Origin of the sequence: Streptomyces sp. NBC_00358 (genome assembly GCF_036099295.1) — a bacterium.
Taxonomy (GTDB): domain Bacteria; phylum Actinomycetota; class Actinomycetes; order Streptomycetales; family Streptomycetaceae; genus Streptomyces.
Genome location: NZ_CP107976.1, coordinates 7,613,963 through 7,632,076, shown reverse-complemented (window position 1 = coordinate 7,632,076; position 18,114 = coordinate 7,613,963). Strand labels below are relative to the sequence as shown.

Here is an 18,114-nt window from a genome sequence, read left to right as displayed (position 1 = left end):
GGACAGATTCACGTACAGAGAAAGCGAATCCACACATGGACCTCGGTGTGCGCTGGAAACTGCACGGCGACGGGCGGACCCCCGCCCCGGGAGCGGTCGTCCGCCCCGACGAACGCCTCTCCTGGCCCCGGACCTTCGGGCTCGGCGCCCAGCACGTGGTGGCCATGTTCGGGGCGTCCTTCGTGGCACCCGTCCTGATGGGACTCGATCCCAACCTCGCGATCATGATGTCCGGTGTCGCGACGGTCATCTTCCTGCTCTCCACCCGCGGCCGGGTGCCCAGTTACCTCGGCTGCTCGCTCTCCTTCGTCGGCGTCGCGGCCGTGATCCGCGCGCAGGGCGGCACCAGCGCGACGGTGACCGGCGCGTGCTTCGTGGTCGGGGTCGCGCTGTTCCTGGTCGGGCTCGCCGTCCAGCGGTTCGGGGCTCGGATCATCCATGCCGCGATGCCGCCGATCGTGACCGGCGCGGTGGTCATGCTCATCGGCTTCAACCTGGCGCCGGTGACCGCGTCCACCTACTGGCCGCAGGACCAGTGGACGGCCCTGCTCACGATGCTGGTCACCGGAGCGGCCGTGGTGTGCCTGCGCGGCTTCTGGTCACGCATCGCGATCTTCCTCGGGCTGGTCTTCGGCTACGTGATCTCCTGGGTCTTCGACCGGGTCTTCGGCCGGATCCACTCGCCGGACGCGAGCGGCAAGGTCACCGACCACTGGCGCCTGAACCTCTCCGCCGTGGAGAAGGCCGACTGGATCGGGCTGCCGTCCTTCCACGGACCGGCGTTCCAGTGGTCGGCGATCCTCGTCGCGCTGCCCGTCGTCATCGCCCTGGTCGCCGAGAACGCCGGGCACGTCAAGGCCGTCGGCGAGATGACCGGCGACCCGCTCGACGACAAGCTGGGCACCGCGATCTCCGCGGACGGCGCCGCCTCCATGCTCTCCACCGCGGTCGGCGGCCCGCCCAACACCACGTACTCCGAGAACATCGGCGTGATGGCCGCGACCCGGGTCTACTCCACGGCCGCCTACTGGGCCGCCGCCGGCTTCGCCCTCCTCTTCGGCGTGTGCCCCAAGTTCGGCGCCGTGGTCGCGGCGATCCCGGGCGGCGTCCTCGGCGGCATCACCGTCATCCTGTACGGCATGATCGGCCTGCTCGGCGCCCAGATCTGGCTCAACGCCCGGGTGGACCTGCGCAATCCGCTGAACCTGGTGCCGGCCGCCGCGGGCATCATCATCGGCATCGGCGGTGTCACCCTGAAGTTCACCGACAACTTCTCGCTGAACGGCATCGCGCTCGGCACCATCGTCGTGATCACCGGCTACCACGCGCTGCGGGCGATGGCCCCGGCCCACCTCAAGCAGGAACCGCTGCTCGACGCCGGGACGTCCGCGTACGACGACCCCGGGGATCAGCGCGCCAGTTCGTAGGCGTACTCCGCCGAGAAGGTCCCGGCCGCGCCCCGGCAGCCGTCCGACTCGCCCGGCGGCTTCACCCACAGATAGGCGTCGATCCCGGCCTCCCCCGTGCTCAGGGTCGGCGCCTCCCCGATCCTGCGGCCCGGCGGATCGCACCACGCGCCGCCGGCGGCCGGACCGCTGCCGTTGCGGCTGGTGTCGATGACGGCGCCGAGGCCCGCCGGCCCGCCGAGCGCGGACAGCACCCGGCGGGCGTACGTGATCTCGTCACTCGTCCGGTTGAAGTTGGAGACGTTGGTGAAGACGCCGTCGGAGGAGGCGGGTGAGGCCGCGCCCGCCCGGCGGAGCAGCGCGGCCTGCCGGCCGGGCGGGTTCCAGTCGGAGTTGCCCGCGTCGTAGTACACCCGGGCCCTGGGGTTCGCCGCCTTCAGGACACGGCCCGCGCGGGCCAGCGAGGCGAAGCGGTCGGCCCGCGCGGCCTCGCCGAGGCAGTCGGACTCGGCGACCGAATCCGGCTCCAGGACGACGACGACCTCGCCGGAACCGAGCCCCGCCGCGATCCCGTCGATCCAGCCGTCGTACGCGGCGAGGTCGGGCGCCCCGCCCTCCGAGGCGCCGCCGCAGTCGCGTTGCGGGATGGCGTACGGGACGAGGACGGGCACCCGGCCCCGCGCGGCTGCGGCCGACGTCACGGCCCGGACCCGCCCGCTGATGGTGGACGGCGTGAAGTCCGCGAACCACACCGCGGCGGGCCGGTCGGCGATCCGGGACGCGATGACCGCGCGCCGGGCGTCACCCGGGTGGGTGTCGACCCAGTCGCGCACCTGGGAGTCGGGATGACGGTAGAGGAGAGCGGGGGCCGCCGCGGTCCGTGACGGCCGCACGCTCGGCGAGGGGTCGGCGGACGGCCTCGGGGAGGCCGGCCCCGACGGCACGGCCGAGGCGCGCGAGGGTGCGGTCCCTCCGGGCGACGGGCCGAGGCGGGGCGAGGGGGTCACCAGGGAGGTGGCGTCCTCGGCCGGCCGCCCGCCGTCGAGCGCGGACACCACCCCCGTCGCGCTGCCGACCGCCACCACGACCGAGGCCACGGTGACCATGACACCGCGCGCGGCGGACCGGTCGCGTTCGGTCCCGCGCCGGACCGGCCGCTGGGCACGTAGACCTGACACGTACGGTTCCCCCCACTCCCGCCCGGCCGCGTTCCCCCGTTCTGGGGAAGCCTTCGGCCCGGCGGCACGTCGGCCACCCTAGGACTGGGACGCTGCCCCCATGGCGCAGTCGGCACAGTTCACCACTCCCGTTGACACGGTCGTCTCCCGTATGCGCGCCCTGGCCGCGGAGCTCCCCGGGCGGGACGGGCTCGCCGTCTTCAACCGCGTCTACCTCACCGTCACCGAGGAGTTCGACCGGCGTCTGGACGCGGGGGTCTTCCCGGACCACCGGACCGCGATCACGCTGGACGTACGGTTCGCGGAGCGCTATCTGGCGGTGGCCGAGGAGGGGCGCGCACCCGCCTGCTGGCGGCCGCTGCTGCGCTTCCGCCGCCATCCGGGGGTACGCCCGCTGCAGTTCGCGATCGCGGGCATCAACGCGCACATCGGGCACGATCTCGCGCTCGCCGTGGTGGACACCTGTCGTACGCTCGACTGCGAACCGGTGGACCTTGAGGACGAGTTCGACCGTGTGGGCGACCTCCTCGTCTCGCTGGAGGAACACATCCGCGAAGAACTGATGCCGGGCCCCGACCTGCTCCAGATCGCCGATCCGCTCACCCATCTGCTCGGCTCGTGGAGTCTGGAGCGGGCGCGCGAGGCGACCTGGGCGGCGGCGCGTGCCCTGTGGGCGCTGCGCGGACTCCCGGATCTGGCCGAGGAGTTCGCCGGGCGCCTCGACGCGGCGGTGGGCCTGGTCGGCCGGATGCTGCTCACTCCCCTGCCGGACTGATCCGGCCACGCGGTGCGGTCCTCGCCGAAAGCCGGGGGCGGCCACTGTACGTTGATCGGTCGGCACACTCTGACGCGAAGGAGTACACGGGTATGACGACCCGACTCGGCCTCACCCTCCCGCAGATGAAGCAGTACGACCTCGGACGGGACGTGCCCGACGTGGCGCGCGCCGCCGAATCCATCGGGTACGAGAGCCTCTGGGTCTTCGAGCGGGCCCTGTTCCCCGATCCTCCGACGCAGGGGCTGTACGGCATCGAGGGACTTGCCTGGCCGGAGGCGTACCGCGGGGTCGCCGACCCGCTGGTGACCTTGACCCTCGCGGCCGCGGCCACCGAACGCGCCGAGCTCGGCACCAGTGTCCTGGTGGCCCCGCTGCACGTGCCCTTCCAGCTCGCCAAGGCGCTCGCCTCGCTCGACGCCGCGAGCGGCGGCCGTGTCGTGGCGGGCCTCGGCACGGGCTGGTCGCTCGACGAGTACGCGGCGGCGTCCGCACGGCCCTTCGAGGAGCGCGGCCAGGTCCTCGACGAGGTGATCGAGGTGTGCCGCGCGGTCTGGGGTCCCGACCCGGTGGTCCACGACGGCAGGCTCACGAAGATCGCGTCGGCCGCGGTCGGCCCCAAGCCGGCCCGGCCGATCCCGATCCTGCTCGCCGCCAACACCGGAAGGGCGCGGCGCCGGCTCGTCGACCACGCCGACGGATGGATGCCGATCGGCATGGGCGTGGAACAACTGGCCGCGCAGTGGACCCAGTTGCAGGACCTGGCCGCCGAGCGCGGGCGCACCGAGCCGCTGCGCACGGTGTTGCGGACCAACCCGCAGTACACGGCGAAGGGGTACGAGGGCGGGGACCGCCAGCCCTTCCAGGGCAGCGTCGAACAGATCGTCGAGGATCTGGTCGCCCACGCCGAGCTCGGTCTCGGCGAGATCTTCTTCGACCTCCAGAGCTCGGTGCGGGACGCCCAGGAACTGAAGGACGTGGCCGCCGAGGTGTACGAGGCGGCGCGGGCGGCCGGGGTCTGACCCGCACGCCGCGCGCCCCGCGCCCCGCGCCCCGCGGGGAAGGATCAGTCCTCGGGGAGTTCCACCGGGGCGATCTCGTCGTAGACGTCGCCGGGCCCGGGGTTGCTCGGGTCGGTCGTCCCGCCGAGCTGGTGCATGACGCCCCAGACCGCGTTCAGCGCGGTCTGGACGGCGCCCTCGGCCCAGCCGGCCGTCCAGGAGATGTCGTCGCCGGCGAGGAAGATGCCCCGCTTGTCCTCGGGCAGCGACTCCTGCATGAAGTGCGTGAACAGGCGGCGCTGGTAGCGGTAGTGGCCGGGCAGGTTGGCCTTGAACGCGCCCATGAAGTAGGGCTCGTTCTCCCAGGACACGGTCACCGGGTTGCCGATGATGTGCTTCCTGATGTCGACCTTCGGGTAGATCTCGCCGAGCGACTTCAGCATGACCTCCATCCGCTCGCTCGCGGACAGCGGCAGCCACTTGAGGCTGTCGTCGCACCACGTGTACGAGAGGCAGATGACGGCGGGCTTGTCCGGGCCCTCGTCCAGGAGGTAGGTACCGCGCGTCATGCGGTCGGTGAGCGTCATCGACATGACGTCACGACCCGTCTCCTCGTCCTTGTCCAGCCAGAACGGCCGGTCGACGGGGACGAAGAGCTTGGAGCTCTCCATGTAGTGGGTGCGCTCGATCGCCGTCCAGTGGTCGATCGGGAAGAGCGAGTCGTCGCAGGCGACCTTGGAGAGCAGCATCCAGGACTGGGCGGTGAAGATCGCCGCCTTGAACGTGCGGATGTCACCGTTCGCGTCCGTCACCGTGATGCCGTTGCCCGCGGTGCGGTTCAGCCGGGTCACGGCCGGACGCGGGGCGCCGTCGTGCAGCGTCGACAGCGAGGTGCCGTACGCCCAGTGGACGATCTTCTGCGGCTCGCGCTCCCACAGCCGCAGCGGAAGCTGCTGGGAGCCGCCGACGATGCCGCGGTGGTGGTCGTCGGCCTCGGTGTAGACGACGCGCAGGATCTCCAGGATGGAGTTCGGGAAGTCGGTGTCCCAGCCGCCGGTGCCGAAGCCGACCTGGCCGAAGATCTCGCGGTGCCGGAAGGACTTGAAGGACTCCGACTCGCAGAGGAAGCCGTAGAAGGTCTGGTTGTCGAGCTTCTCGACGAGCTTCGACCAGATCTCCCGGATGCGCGGAACGTCGCGCTCCCGCATGGCCTGGTTCATGTCGGAGAAGTCGGCGCCGTCCTCCAGGCAGGCGTTCCAGGCGTTCATGACGTCGCGGTAGACCTGCGGCAGGTCGTCGACGGAGGTCGCGTAGTGCGACTCGCCCTTGAGGTCGACGACCGTCGAAGGCGTGGACTCGGCGAGGGGGTTGGGGAACGGGCGGGTCTGAAGTCCCACCAGGTCGATGTAGTGCTGGAGGGCGGTGGAGGAGGGCGGGAAACGCATCGCGCCCATCTCGGCGGTCAGCGAGGGGTCGCAGCCCTCGAAACCGACCGTGCGCAGCCGGCCGCCGATCTCGTCGGCCTCGTAGACGACGGGCTTGAGGCCCATCTTCATCAGCTCGTAGGCGGCCACGATGCCGGACAGTCCGCCGCCGATGACGGCGACCTCGGTGCCGTGCTCGGTCGCGGGTATCTGCCCGAGGCCCGCGGGGTGCGCGAGGAAGTCGTCGTAGGCGTAGGGGAAGTCCGGGCCGAACATGGTGATCGGCGGCTGCTGCACGTCGGCGTGCTGGACGGCGTTGGGCACGGTGGACGTCATGGGGTACGGACTCCTTGCGCGAAAACTGGTGAGGGGAGGGCTGGTTCGGCCGGGCCGGACCGGGGGTCCGGACGGGAGGTCAGACGAGGGACCCGTAGAGACCGGGGCGGCGGTCCTTCAGGTACGGGTTCGTCTCACGCGAGGCCGCGAGGAGTACGGGGTCGGCGTCCGCCAGGACCAGTTCCTCGCCGCGGCCCGCTCGGGCGCGGGCGACTCCGTCGGGCCCGGCCAGCGTGGACAGTCCGACGAACTCGAACTCCCCTTCCGGACCGGTGCGGTTGACGTAGGCGACGTACATCTGGTTCTCGAAGGCACGGACCGGGACGACGGACTCGGCGACGAACTGGAACGGGTGCATCTGCGCCGTCGGCACGAGCAGCAGGTCGGTGCCGGCGAGGGCGTGCGCGCGGACGTTCTCCGGGAACTCGACGTCGTAGCAGATCATGAGGCCGACCCGCAGTCCGTCCAGTTCCGCCTGTACGACGGGCTGGTCGCCGGGCGTGAAGTGGTCGTGCTCGAAGCAGCCGAAGAGGTGGGTCTTGCGGTAGTTCGCGAGCCGGGCGCCGTCGGCGGAGATCAACTGCACGGAGTTGAAGACCCTCGCCGCGCCGTCGGCCTGGGAGCCTTCGCCCTCACCCGGTCCGGCCTCGCGCTCGGGGTAGCCGTAGGCGATCGCCACGCCGTGGCGGGTGGCGATGTCGGCCACCGCGTCGGCGGAGTCGCCGTCGGCGGGCTCGGCGAGGCGTGCGATGTCGTCGCCGATGGCGTAGCCGGTCAGGAACATCTCCGACGTCACGACCAGCCCGGCGCCCGACGCGGCGGCGCGGCCCGCGGCGTCGTCGAGCACCTTGAGGTTCTCGACGATCGAGCCGGGGCGGCCGGAGCTCTGGAGCAGGGCTGTGCGCATGCGGGTTCTCCACCGGTACGAAGGGGGATTCGGGGGCCAGATAGACGGTACGGTCGGCCGGCTCGGGCGGACAAGACGGACCTGTTGCGCGCCACCGAACGATTCGTTGCGTGCGTAGGGCGCTCGGCGGCGATTCGTTGCGCACCTCGCCGCGGGCCCCGTCATGACCCCGTTCCCCAGGGAGGCGCAGGTCACAGGCGGGTTCCGCGCCCCGGGGCGGAGCGACCGCGGGGACAGCCCGGAGACAGGCCGCCCCCTGAGAATTCCAGCACCCTGGCCCCCGCGTCCGACGCACCGACGCACCGGCCGCACCGCCGGAAGGAGCCCCTTGCCACGCTCTCCGACCGGTCCAGACCCGCGCCTCGCCCACCCGTCCGGACGCGTGTCCGGCTCACCAGCCGGGCTCGGGCCGGTCCGGACCGGCCCGCACCCCGTCTCAGAGCCGTCCGGACGCGCGGCCGGCTCGCCCGCCGGTTCGGACCGCGGGGCGCTTCGGGGGGCTCACAGTTCGCGCAGCCGCTCCACGATCTCGCGCAGCAGTTCCGGGTCGGCCACCGGGCCTCCGGGTGGCGGACGGTGCGGCTCGTCGATGCGCACCAGACCGGCCTCGGCCAGGTCGCCGAGCAGGACGCGGACGACGGTCAGCGGCAGGTCGGCGTCCGCGGCGAGCTCGACGACCGGCCGGGGCCCGCGGCGGGCCAGGTCGAGCAGGGCCGCCGACGAATGATCGACGCCGGGCCGTCCACCGTCCGTCTCCAGGACCGTGACCTGCGACATCAGATCGATGACGTGCCGGTCCGAGGGCCTGGTCCGGCCCCCGGTGACGGTGTAGGGCCGGACCATCGGCCCTGTCTCGTCCTCGTACCAGTGGTCGTCGGTCACGGCCGGATCAGTGGCCCGCGGGGTCAGCCGCCGAACGTACGGCGGCGGCCATGTGGCGGCCGACGCGGCGGACGAGCAGTTCCATCTCGTGGGCGAGCTGTCCGACGTCCGTCTGCACCTCGCTGAGCACGGCCAGCCGGCTTCCGTCACCCGCCGGGGTGATGAAGAGGTAGGCGTCGTCGAGCATCACCATGGTCTGGCGCACACCGCCGGCGGCGAAGCGTTCGCCCGCCGAACGGGCCAGGCTGTGGAAGCCGGCGCAGACCGCGGCGAGGTGCTCGATGTCCCGTCTGCGCATGCCGTCCGAGCAGCTCAGCGGGAGACCGTCGGCGGTGAGGAGCACGGCCTGGCGGACGTGGTCGGTCCTGGCCACGAGGTCGTCGAGCAGCCAGCCGAGATCGGTGCCGGGCCGGTCCCCGTCGCCCCCTGGGTCGGCGGCGGCACCCGCCGGTTCCGGGTTCCGGGCCTCCAGGGTGCGAGCGGGGTGCTCTGGGAGCTGGTCAGGGCGCATCGTCGGCGTCCGTCCCTTCCTCGGTGTCGGTTCGCTGCGCGGCGGGGCCGGACCGCGCTGTACCGGGCCCGCCGGTTTCCGGCTGTGTGGGCAGGCCCTTGCGGCCACGGTCGAGGCCGCGCTGGAAGGCCCCGAAGACGGCGCGCATCTCCTCCGCCGTGACCTCGCGCTCCGGCGCCCCGTCGGCCACGGGTGCCGCGTCGCGCAGCTCGGGGGCGAGGGCCCGCTGGCGGACCCGGGTGGGCAGCACCGGCGGGTCCGGAACCGGAGCCTCCTGCGGCGCGGTGCCGTCCTCCAGTTCACGCCGCGTCCTCCGCTGCCCCGGGAGGACCAGGGTGCCGGTCCGGACGGGCAGCCCCACCGGTTCCGGGTCCGCCGCCGGGCGCGCCGGGTCCACCGGCGCGAGAACGGCCTCCGGCAACAGCACCACCGCCGTCGTACCGCCGTACGGCGAGCGGCACAGTGTGACCTTGATGCCGTGGCGTGCCGCGAGCCGCCCCACCACGTACAGCCCGAGCCGGTCGTGCCGGGTCGGGTCGAAGTCCTCCGGCGTGGTGAGGGTGCGGTGGGCCTCGTCGATCTGGTCCGGCGCGAGGCCGAGGCCCCGGTCGTCGATCTCCAGGACGAAGCCGCTCCCGGCCCGTCCGGTGCGCAGGGTCACCTGGGTGCGGGGCGGTGAGAACACGGTCGCGTTCTCGACGAGTTCGGCGATCAGATGGACGACGTCGGCGACGGCGTCCGCCGCGACGCCGACCTCGGGCATCGGGGGCACCACGACGCGCGCGTACTGCTCGATCTCGCTCACCGCGGAGGACACCACCTCGGCGACGGGTACCGGCCGACGCCAACGGCGGCCCGGGGCCGAGCCGGAGAGGATGATCAGGCTCTCCGCGTGGCGCCGCATCCGGGTGGTGAGGTGATCGATCCGGAACAGGTCGTCCAGGACGTCCGGGTCGTCGGTGCGCCGCTCCAGCGTGTCGACGAGCTTGAGCTGGCGGTGGACGAGCGCCTGGTTGCGGCGGGCGATGTTCAGGAGCACCGCGAACAGCCCGCGGCGCAGGGTGGCCTGCTTGACGGCGGCCTCCACGGCGGCGAGCCGGGCGGTGTTGAAGGACCGGCCGACCTGGCCGATCTCGTCGGCCACCGCCTCCACGTCGGCCAGCGGCGGCGCCTCGGCGGCGGCGTCGATCTCTTCTCCGGCGCTCAACCGCTCCATGACGTGCGGAAGCTGACGATTGGTCAGCAGATCGGCGGCGTCCCGCAGCGACTCCAGGCGGCGCGAGATCCGCCGGGCGCCGCGCACCGCGAACCAGAGGGACAGGCCCACGGCGGCCAGGCCGAGCACGCCGACGATCGCGGCCTTGGCCAGCTCCTGGTAGGCGAACGTCCGCCCGCGCGCGGCGGAGTTGACCGCCGACCGGGTGCACAGCCGCATGTACCGCTTGACGGCGCGGTCGGTGGTGGTGCGCCAGGAGCCGGCCGCCACCGCTTCGCCCGCGCGCCGCGCGCCCGCCCGGAGCAGGGCGTCCTCGTCCCGGGTCAGCTCCTTGTGGAGGTCGTCGCGCTGGAAGTCCTCGAAGAGGGCGCGCGAGTCGGCCGGAAGGTCGGGCACATAGGTCCGTTCGAAGACCCGGCGGTCCTCGACGGTCGCGGTGAGGGTGTCGTACTGGCCGTCCGTGAGGCTTCCGGCGGCTCGTGCCCCGGCGACGAGCGCGTCCTCGCGGGACACGAAGTCCCGGACCCGCACCAGCTCGACGACCGTCTGTGACTCACGGGCCAGTTGACCCGCCTGGAGCGCCGTCAGCGCGGACTCGACGTCGAACGAGGGCTCCACCAGGGTGCTGTATTCGGCCACGGCCCGGTCCCAGGTGACGGTGTGGGACAACACCCGGTCGCGGAGCCCCTCCAGCCCGTCGACGGAATGGAGCATGGCGTCGAGCGCCTGCCGCTGCTGACCGGACAGACTGCCCCGGTCCCCGCCCCGGACCGCCGCGCGCAGGGCGGTCACCGCGCGGTCGGTGCGGCGCTCCTGGGCCAGCAGCGCGACGCCTGCCGCCGTTCCCTGCCGCGTGCCCAAGTAGGCGGCGGCCAGGCGTCGTTCGATCTGGATCTGGCCTACCGCCGTGTCGACCGGCGTACCGAAGGTGTTGTAGACACCCTGGAGGCGGACCAGTGCGCGGAGTTCCCCGGTGACGGACACCATGGCGAAACTCCACAGTGTCATCAGGGCGATCACCGGAGCGATCGAGAGGGCCACGATCCGCGAACGGACCGTGGACGGACGACCGAAGGGCCAGCGCATGGTCTCCCCAGGACGACAGGACGGTCGGATGGCCGGGTGACGTGTGGTAACCCATGTGTTACTCGCGGGTAGCGGGCGCGCGGCTCAAACTAGTCGATGTTGAGCCCGTACCGCAATGGTCCGGACTGACTGAGCGTTCAACGCACGCTGCACGCCGTCACGGGACACCTTCCCTCATTCGTGGCCGGGCAGGGCGAATACGGTGACGACCGCCGCGTGGTCGGAGGGCCAGTCGTTGCCCGCCACCTCCGGCCAGGCCCGCGGAGTGCCGCTGACCAGAGTGCGGGAGTCGAGGACGGTCAGGCCCCGGTGCAGGACGAAGTCGATCCGGTCCTGCGGTTCTTGGCGCCCGCTGCCGTCCTCGTGCTCGGCGTGGACGGGCGACCAGGTGTGCCCGGGATCCCGTACCGGGTCCGGGTGGGCCGCGCGGTAGGAGTCGCGCAGGCCCGCCTCCTCGGCGGCCCGCGTCACCGGCCAGGCGACATCCGGCCAGTCCAGATGCGAGGGCACGTTGAAGTCGCCGGTGAGGACGACGGGCACGGACTCCTCGGCGGAGTCGGCGATCCGCCGCAGGATCTCCCCCATCCGGGCGAGCCGCCCGCTCTCGTGCGCGATCAGCGCGGCCGCCGGAAGTCCGTCGAAGCGTGCCTCGTACGGACCGTACGGGGCGCAGTCCAGGTGGACGCTCCAGACGTCCACCCGCTGCCCGCCGTCCAGTTCGAGCCGGACGCCGGTCCCCCCGTAGAAACCGACGTCCGGGTCGCCCAGCCGGGCGGTGATCGGGTGGCGGCTGATGACGCCGAGGTTGTCGCCCGCCTGGTGGTGATGCCAGCCGAGGGCGTCGGCGAGTTCCCGTGCCGCGCTCCCGTACGTCTCCTGGAGGCCGATCACGTCCGCGCCCGTCCCGGCGATGATCTCGATCTGCTTCTCGCGGTACCCGTCGACCTTGGTGCCGCCGAACCAGAGGTTCCAGGTCATCACCCGCAGCTCGCCCGGGGCGACCATCGCGCGCAGCCGGGCCGGGGACACCCCCTCCAGGCTGCCGAGCACGGTGCGGCCGGCCGCGGGCGCGATCGGCGCGAGCGAGGGCACCGCGAGGACGGCGCAGCCCGCCGACTCGGCGGAGGTGACGCCGGTCTGGGTGTCCTCGACGGCGACGCAGGCGGCGGGTTCGACGCCGAGAGCCCGGCAGGCGGCGAGGTAGGGGTCGGGGGCGGGCTTGGTGCGTTCGGTGTCGTCGGCGGTGACGGAGACGGCGAAGCGTTCGGCGCCGAGCGCTTCGAGAACGGTGTCGGCGACCGCGCGCGGGGACGCGGTCACCAGAGCGGTGGGCACACCTTCACGGGCGAGCGCGTCGAGCAGTTCCGTCGCCCCCGGGCGGGGCACGATGCCCGTTCGGACCCGGTCGGCGAACCGCCGGTGCAGTTCGGCGGCGATCCCCTCTCCCGGCCCACCGGTGATCCCGGCCAACCACGCGGCGGTGTACTCGACGGGCCGCCCGAGCACCTGCGGCTGATCGGCCCCCGTCAGCACGTGCCCGAACCCGTCGGCCACCTGCTCCACCGCCTCCCACCACAGGCGCTCGGTGTCCACGAGCGTGCCGTCCATGTCGAACAGGACGGCCTGAAGGGGAGGCCGGGCGGTGGTGCGGTGGGTCACTGGGTTCTCTTTTCTCGGTGGGGGATCGAGTGACGGGTTCGGGTGAGGGGTTCGGGTGAGGGGCATCGAATGCGGTGGTCGATTCCGCGGCGGTGGGGCCGGGGCGGCTGCCGGGGCGCCGGACCGGCGGTGCGAGGCCGGGATCGCGCGGGCCTGAACGGCCGGGCACCCCGGCCGCGCGATGCCGACCTGGCAGCGAGGCACACGCGTCCGCCACGGGCCCCCGGGCCCACCGGCCCGCCGGCCCGGCACCCCCGAGTGCCGGGCCGGGCACCCGCCGACCGGTCCGGGCGCCGGACGGGTGGGGCGCTCGGGTGCCGACTGTGCGAACCCGTCCGCACCGCGGGGTGCCCGACACGGCGCCCCACCGGCCGGTCCGGACAGTCGGGCGAGTACGACGCCCGGACCCCGACCGCGCGAACCTGTCCGCACCGTGAAGTGCAGGGCAGTGCAGTGCAGGGCAGGACACGACGCCCGCCGGCCGGTCCGGGGACCGGGCGGGGCAGGGCGCCCGGCGCCGGGCCCGGCCGTCACGCCGGTACCGGAGCCGGAATCCGGGGCCGGGTGACGCAGGGTCCGTCCGCGGCGCGGACCGCGACGGCGCGCCCACCCGGGGACCGCTGCCGGTCCTCGCGGGCCGCGCCCCCGTTGCCGCGGGCGGGCCTGCCTCCGGAGGCCGCGCCCGTCGCGGTGCCGGGCGCCCGGGCGGGGCGGCCTGCCGGTGGCCTCGTGCGGGCGATGCCGGTCGCTCCTCAGCCCGTGCGTTCGGCGACCAGGACCGGACGGTCCGGCAGGGTGACGGTCACGGCGGCGCCCGACGTGAGCGTCGCGGCCTCGTGCGTGGGCAGGTCGGCCTTGACCTCGGTGCCGTCGGCGAGCCGCACGGTCACGCGGGTGGCCGCGCCCAGGAACGCGGTGGCCACGACCCGCGCGTCACCGGTGTCGTCGGCGCTCACCTGGACCGCCTCGGGCCGTACCAGCACATGCACCTCCCCCGGGGCGGGCGCGTCCCCGTCCACCGGCAGTCGCCTCCCGAGCACCTCGACCCGGTCGCCGTCGAGGGTTCCCGGGAGCCGGCTCATCGTGCCCACGAACTCGGCGACGAAGGCGGTGGCGGGGCGCCCGTACAACTCGGCGGGCGACGCGCACTGTTCGAGCCGGCCGGCCCGCATCACCGCGACCCGGTCCGCCATGGACAACGCCTCTTCCTGGTCGTGGGTCACGAACAGGGTGGTGATGCCGAGTTCCAGTTGCAGGCGGCGGATCTCCTCACGCAGCGAGAGCCGCACCTTGGCGTCCAGCGCGGAGAGCGGCTCGTCGAGCAGCAGGACGCGGGGCCGCAGGGCGAGCGCGCGGGCCAGCGCGACGCGCTGCTGCTGGCCTCCGGAGAGCTGGTGCGGGAACCGTTCGCCCTTGTCCCCGAGGCCCACGAGGTCGAGCAACTCGGCTGCGCGGGAACGCCGTTCGGCCGTGCGCACCTTGCGCATCCGCAGTCCGAAGGCCACGTTGTCCAGGGCGTTCAGATGCGGGAAGAGGCTGTACGACTGGAAGACCATCCCGGCGTCGCGGCGGTGCGCCGGAACCCGGGTGATGTCCTGGCCGTCGACCAGCACCTCACCGGAATCGGGATGTTCGAAGCCGGCCAGCATGCGCAGCGCGGTGGTCTTGCCGCAGCCGGAGGGGCCGAGCAGGGCGAGGAGTTCACCGGGCCGGACGGCGAGGTCCAGGCCGTCGAGGGCGACGGTCGGACCGAACTCCCGCCTGAGACCCCGGAATTCGACGGTGGCGGCCTTGTCGGGTGTGGCGGCGGTCATGGTTGTCCCTGGGAGGCGGAAGCGGTACGGGAGCGGCCGCCGAAGACGGCGAGCGCGAGGAGCAGGGCCCAGGTGACGAACAGGCTGAGCACGGAGACGGCGACGGACATCTGGGCCTGCGAGCCGCCGATGTTGTAGATCCACACGGCGAACGGCTGGTAGCCGAGCAGGCGCGCGACCGTGAACTCGCCGAGCACCAGGGCCAGGGTGAGGAAGGAGGCGTTGAGCAGCGCGCCGCGCAGATTGGGCAGCACCGCGCGCACGAGCGCCTGCGGCCGGCTCGCGCCGCAGCTGCGGGCCGCCTCGACGAGGGTGCGGACATCGACGGCCCGCAGCCCCGCGTCCAGCGCCCGGTACACGAACGGCAGCGCCATCACGACGTACGCGAGGACGAGGACGACCGGGAAGCCCGGGTCCTGGATCGCCACGAACGTCTCGAACAGCGGGGTGCGCGACAGATATTCGGGCCCCCACTTCAGGACGGTGGCGATCCCCGCGACGAACGCGATGGGCGGGACGACCAGCGGCAGGGAGCACACCACCTCGACGACCGGCCGCAGTTTCGGCGAGCCGAGCCGCAGCGCGACGGTGGCGGGCACCATCAGGAGCAGCACCACGACGATGGTCGCGGCGGCGAGTTCCAGCGAGAGCAGCAGGCTGGAGACGAATCCGTCGGCGGACACGATCTGGCTGTAGGCGTCGAAGGTGACGCCCTGCCCCGGCACGTCGACCGTGAAGATCACGGACGCGGCCATGGGCACCAGGAAGTACAGCGCGGCCAGGGCGAGGACCACCCAGCGCCACAGGTTCAGGCGAGCCATCGCGCGCTCCGTCGTTGCAGGGGCAGGTACACGGCCATGACCAGGCCCGCGATGAGGACCATGTCGAGGCTGAGGGCGAGCGCCACGTTCTCCTGGCCGACCAGCACGTTGCCGGAGATGGCGTCGGCGATCTGCAGGGTGACGAGCGGCACCGCGCTGCCCACCATGGCGGCGGCGGTGGCGTACGCGGCGAAGGCGCTGCCGAACAGGAGCACGAGTCCGCCGAGGAGCGAGGGCATGAGGACGGGCAGCGCCACGTGCCGCCAGTACTGGACGGAGGTGGCGCCGTTGTTCTGCGCCGCCTCGCGCCACTGGGAGCGCAGGCCGTCGAGGGCGGGCGTGATGGTGAGGACCATGAGCGGGATCAGGAAGTACAGGTAGACGACGACCAGACCCCAGAAGCTGTAGAGGTTCCAGCCCTTGTCGGCGAGGCTCAAGTGCCGTGTCAGCACGCCGGAGTTGCCGAGGGTCGCGACGAAGGCGAAGGCCAGCGGGACGCCGCCGAAGTTGGCGAGGACCCCGGAGGCGGTGAGCACGGCCTCGCGCAGCCCCCGGAAGCGGGAGGTCACCACGGCCTGGGCGAGCGGCAGTCCGAGGAGGGTCGCCAGACCCGCGGAGACGGCGGACAGCTTGACGCTGCCGATCAGAGCGGTCAGGTACGCGCCCTGGAACGAGCCGGTCAGGTTCGCCGTGGTGTACGAACTGGCGCCGGTGGTCTGGTCCTTGACGGTGAAGGCGCCGCCCAGCATGGCGAGCGCGGGAACGCCGAAGGAGACCGCCACGAAGACGAGCAGCGGGAGGACGGCGAGCGGACCGGTGGCGCGGCGGCCCCGCCGCTGCCGGTGGGCAGCGGCGGGCGCCACGTCGGCCGGGGCCTCGGTGAGAGCGGTGGTCATCCGGAGACGGCCTTGCCCCAGCCCTGGGCGAGCACGGTCTTGGCCTTGCTCTGCTGGTCCTCGGTCGGGAAGCTCGGCGTCCCGGAGACCGCGGGGAGCTTCGCGGCGGCCGTCTTGTCCAGCGTGCCGGCCTTCTCCATCGCGGGCATCAGGACCGGGCGGGCGTACCCCTTGAGCCAGAGGTTCTGGCCCTCGGCGCTGTAGAGGTACTCCTGCCACAGACGGGCCGCCGCCGGGTGCGGGGCGTCCTTGTTGACGGCCTGGGAGTAGTACTGGGAGAACTGGCCGTCGGAGGGCACGGAGACCTTCCAGTCGACGCCCTTGGACTTGAACTCGTCGGCGTAACCGGCGTTCAGGTAGTCCCAGTCGATGCTGATGGGCGTCTCGCCCTTCTCGACGGTGGCCGGGGTCGACTCGACGGGCGTGTAGTTGCCGTTCTTCTTCAGCTTGGCGAAGAAGTCGAGGCCCGGCTGGATGTCGTCGAAGGAGCCGCCGCTCGCCAGTGAGGCCGCGTACACGCCGCCGAAGGCCGAACCGGACTTGGTGGGGTTGCCGTTGAGCGCGACCTGGCCCTTGTACTGCGGCTTGAGCAGGTCCTTGAAGGTCGTCGGGCACTCCTTGACCTTCTTGGCGTCGCAGCCGATGGAGATGTAGCCGCCGTAGTCGTTGTACCAGCGCCCGGCGGAATCCTTCTGTCCCGCGGGCAGGTCGCCGAAGGCGGTCACCTTGTAGGGGGCGAGCAGCCCCTGCTGGGCGGCGCTCAGCGCGAAGGAGCTGCCGAGGTCGAGGACGTCGGGGGCGCGGTCCTGGCCCTTGCGCGAGGTGACGGCGTTGATCTCGTCCTGGCTGGTGCCGTCCGGGCTCTCGACCTCGATCTTGATGCCGTACTTCTTGGTGAAGCCGTCTATGAGGGCGCCGTAGTTGGCCCAGTCGCGGGGAAGGGCGATCGCGTGCAGCGTGCCCTCCTTCTTGGCCGCCTTGACGAGGGCGTCGAGACCACCGAAGTCCGCGGCGGAGGTCGCGGTGGCCGCGCTCTTGCCGTCGGCGGTGGTCGCCTTGTCGTCGGGAGCGGCGCCGCAGGCGCTCAGGGTGAGTGCTGCGGCGACGGCGATGCCGCCGGTGAGGAGGGCGGTCCTCGGCAGGAACACGGTCACGGTCTCTCCAGGGTGACGCACGAGGGTGGAGCGGGACGGAGAACTTGTCTGAACAAGTTGGCCCCAGTAGGCCCGCCGATGGTGTCCTGTTCGTAAACTTTGGTGAAACCGTGACCCCCCATTCCCTGCACAATCCCGGCCGCAGCGGATCGGCGTCCGATGTCGATTAGGCTGATCACACTGTGCACAGCGGTCGGATCAGAGGGGAAGAATGGCGGCGCGACACGAGGAGATCGCCGAGGAGCTGCGGCGGGCGATCGACCGCGAGGAGTACACCGTGGGCAGCCTGCTGCCGGCGGAGACCGACCTCGCGGCCCAGTACGGCGTCTCGCGTGGCACGGTCCGCCAGGCCGTCGCGGCCCTGACCGCCGAGGGGCTCATCGGCTCACGCCAGGGCGCCCGCCGGGTGGTCCTCGCGGGCCGCCGCAGCCAGAGCTTCGCCGAACTGCGCAGCTTCGCCCAGTGGGCGCGCGCGATGGGGCGCGGGGCGACGGGGCACGTGGTGGCGCAGGAGTTCCGCCCGGCGACCGCCGAGGACGCCGTACGCCTCCAACTCCGCGAGAGGACAAAGGTGTTGCATGTGCTGCGGGTCCGCGGCCTGGACGGCGAGCCGGTGCTGCTGGAGCGCACGGTGTACGCGGACTGGATCTCCCCCGCGGTGGCGGCGATCGAGCCCGAGTGCCCCTCCGTCACGCAGCGGCTCTTCGAGAACACCGGTCTGGTCTTCGCGTACGGCGAGCACGTCATCGACGCCGTCGCGGCCGGCGCCCGGGACGCCGACCTGCTCGGAGTCCGCCGCACGAGCCCCCTGCTGCGCGTCCGCCGCGTCACGACCACCCGCGAGGGACGCCCGGTGGAATGGTCCGACGACCGCTACCGCTCGGACGCGGTGAGCTTCAGCGTCCACAACTCCATCGGGAACAACGCCCTGGCGAGGAAGACAGCGGAGTAGCGGTCCGCTCCGGGCGCGGGAGCGCCCGTAAGGGGCGCGGGGAACTGCGCGCCCAGCCACGACAATCCCGCAGCCGCGCGGAGGCAGGCCCCCCGA

15 protein-coding genes are annotated in these 18,114 nt (G+C 72.6%); 4 read left to right on the top strand and 11 right to left on the bottom strand.

Going from position 1 to position 18,114, the window contains the following annotated elements; translation table 11 throughout:
- Nucleotides 1–35 precede the first annotated feature (35 nt).
- On the top strand, nt 36–1,427 hold the full coding sequence (locus OHT01_RS32655) for a uracil-xanthine permease family protein (RefSeq protein WP_328556691.1): 1,392 nt from the start codon (nt 36–38) through the stop codon (nt 1,425–1,427).
- On the opposite strand, the gene OHT01_RS32650 is transcribed toward OHT01_RS32655, so the two are convergent.
- Complete coding sequence (locus OHT01_RS32650) at nt 1,409–2,512, bottom strand: glycoside hydrolase family 6 protein (protein ID WP_328558349.1); 1,104 nt, start codon at nt 2,510–2,512, stop codon at nt 1,409–1,411. The genes OHT01_RS32655 and OHT01_RS32650 overlap by 19 nt on opposite strands.
- A 172-nt stretch (nt 2,513–2,684) precedes the next feature.
- On the opposite strand from OHT01_RS32650, the gene OHT01_RS32645 reads away from it, so the two are divergent.
- Both OHT01_RS32645 and OHT01_RS32640 read left to right on the top strand, forming a co-directional pair.
- Complete coding sequence (locus OHT01_RS32645; RefSeq protein ID WP_328556690.1) at nt 2,685–3,359, top strand: DUF5995 family protein; 675 nt, start codon at nt 2,685–2,687, stop codon at nt 3,357–3,359.
- A 92-nt stretch (nt 3,360–3,451) separates the two neighbouring features.
- Entirely contained in the window at nt 3,452–4,381 is a 930-nt protein-coding gene (locus tag OHT01_RS32640; RefSeq protein WP_328556689.1) for an LLM class F420-dependent oxidoreductase, read from the top strand.
- A 44-nt stretch (nt 4,382–4,425) separates the two neighbouring features.
- Here OHT01_RS32640 and OHT01_RS32635 read toward each other — a convergent pair whose 3' ends face one another.
- The 10 genes from OHT01_RS32635 to OHT01_RS32590 form a co-directional block, all read right to left on the bottom strand.
- Nucleotides 4,426–6,120, bottom strand: a complete 1,695-nt coding sequence (locus tag OHT01_RS32635; RefSeq protein ID WP_328556688.1) for a flavin monoamine oxidase family protein — start codon at nt 6,118–6,120, stop codon at nt 4,426–4,428.
- 79 nt (nt 6,121–6,199) lie between these two features.
- Nucleotides 6,200–7,027: a carbon-nitrogen hydrolase family protein gene (locus tag OHT01_RS32630; RefSeq protein WP_328556687.1), complete on the bottom strand. Its 828-nt coding sequence runs from the start codon at nt 7,025–7,027 to the stop codon at nt 6,200–6,202.
- 501 nt (nt 7,028–7,528) lie between these two features.
- Nucleotides 7,529–7,909: a DUF742 domain-containing protein gene (locus OHT01_RS32625; RefSeq protein ID WP_328556686.1), complete on the bottom strand. Its 381-nt coding sequence runs from the start codon at nt 7,907–7,909 to the stop codon at nt 7,529–7,531.
- A 7-nt stretch (nt 7,910–7,916) separates the two neighbouring features.
- A complete protein-coding gene (locus OHT01_RS32620; protein WP_328556685.1) occupies nt 7,917–8,420 on the bottom strand; it encodes a roadblock/LC7 domain-containing protein in 504 nt (167 codons plus the stop codon).
- The gene (locus tag OHT01_RS32615) at nt 8,410–10,722 is read right to left on the bottom strand and encodes a sensor histidine kinase (protein WP_328556684.1); all 2,313 of its coding nucleotides are present in this window, start codon (nt 10,720–10,722) and stop codon (nt 8,410–8,412) included. The genes OHT01_RS32620 and OHT01_RS32615 overlap by 11 nt, the downstream gene beginning before the upstream one ends.
- Before the next feature lie 174 nt (nt 10,723–10,896).
- Nucleotides 10,897–12,447, bottom strand: a complete 1,551-nt coding sequence (locus tag OHT01_RS32610) for an HAD-IA family hydrolase (RefSeq protein ID WP_443043475.1) — start codon at nt 12,445–12,447, stop codon at nt 10,897–10,899.
- A gap of 686 nt (nt 12,448–13,133) precedes the next feature.
- A complete protein-coding gene (locus OHT01_RS32605) occupies nt 13,134–14,195 on the bottom strand; it encodes an ABC transporter ATP-binding protein (RefSeq protein WP_328556682.1) in 1,062 nt (353 codons plus the stop codon).
- Entirely contained in the window at nt 14,192–15,016 is an 825-nt protein-coding gene (locus OHT01_RS32600) for an ABC transporter permease (RefSeq protein ID WP_328556681.1), read from the bottom strand. The genes OHT01_RS32605 and OHT01_RS32600 overlap by 4 nt, the downstream gene beginning before the upstream one ends.
- Nucleotides 15,004–15,912, bottom strand: a complete 909-nt coding sequence (locus OHT01_RS32595) for an ABC transporter permease (protein ID WP_328556680.1) — start codon at nt 15,910–15,912, stop codon at nt 15,004–15,006. The genes OHT01_RS32600 and OHT01_RS32595 overlap by 13 nt, the downstream gene beginning before the upstream one ends.
- Nucleotides 15,909–17,066 carry an ABC transporter substrate-binding protein gene (locus OHT01_RS32590; protein ID WP_328556679.1) on the bottom strand — a complete coding sequence of 386 codons (1,158 nt, stop codon included), beginning with the start codon at nt 17,064–17,066 and terminating at the stop codon, nt 15,909–15,911. The genes OHT01_RS32595 and OHT01_RS32590 overlap by 4 nt, the downstream gene beginning before the upstream one ends.
- A 211-nt stretch (nt 17,067–17,277) precedes the next feature.
- On the opposite strand from OHT01_RS32590, the gene OHT01_RS32585 reads away from it, so the two are divergent.
- Nucleotides 17,278–18,018 (top strand): GntR family transcriptional regulator, encoded by a 741-nt coding sequence (locus OHT01_RS32585; protein ID WP_328556678.1) that lies wholly within the window; start codon nt 17,278–17,280, stop codon nt 18,016–18,018.
- Nucleotides 18,019–18,114 lie beyond the last annotated feature (96 nt).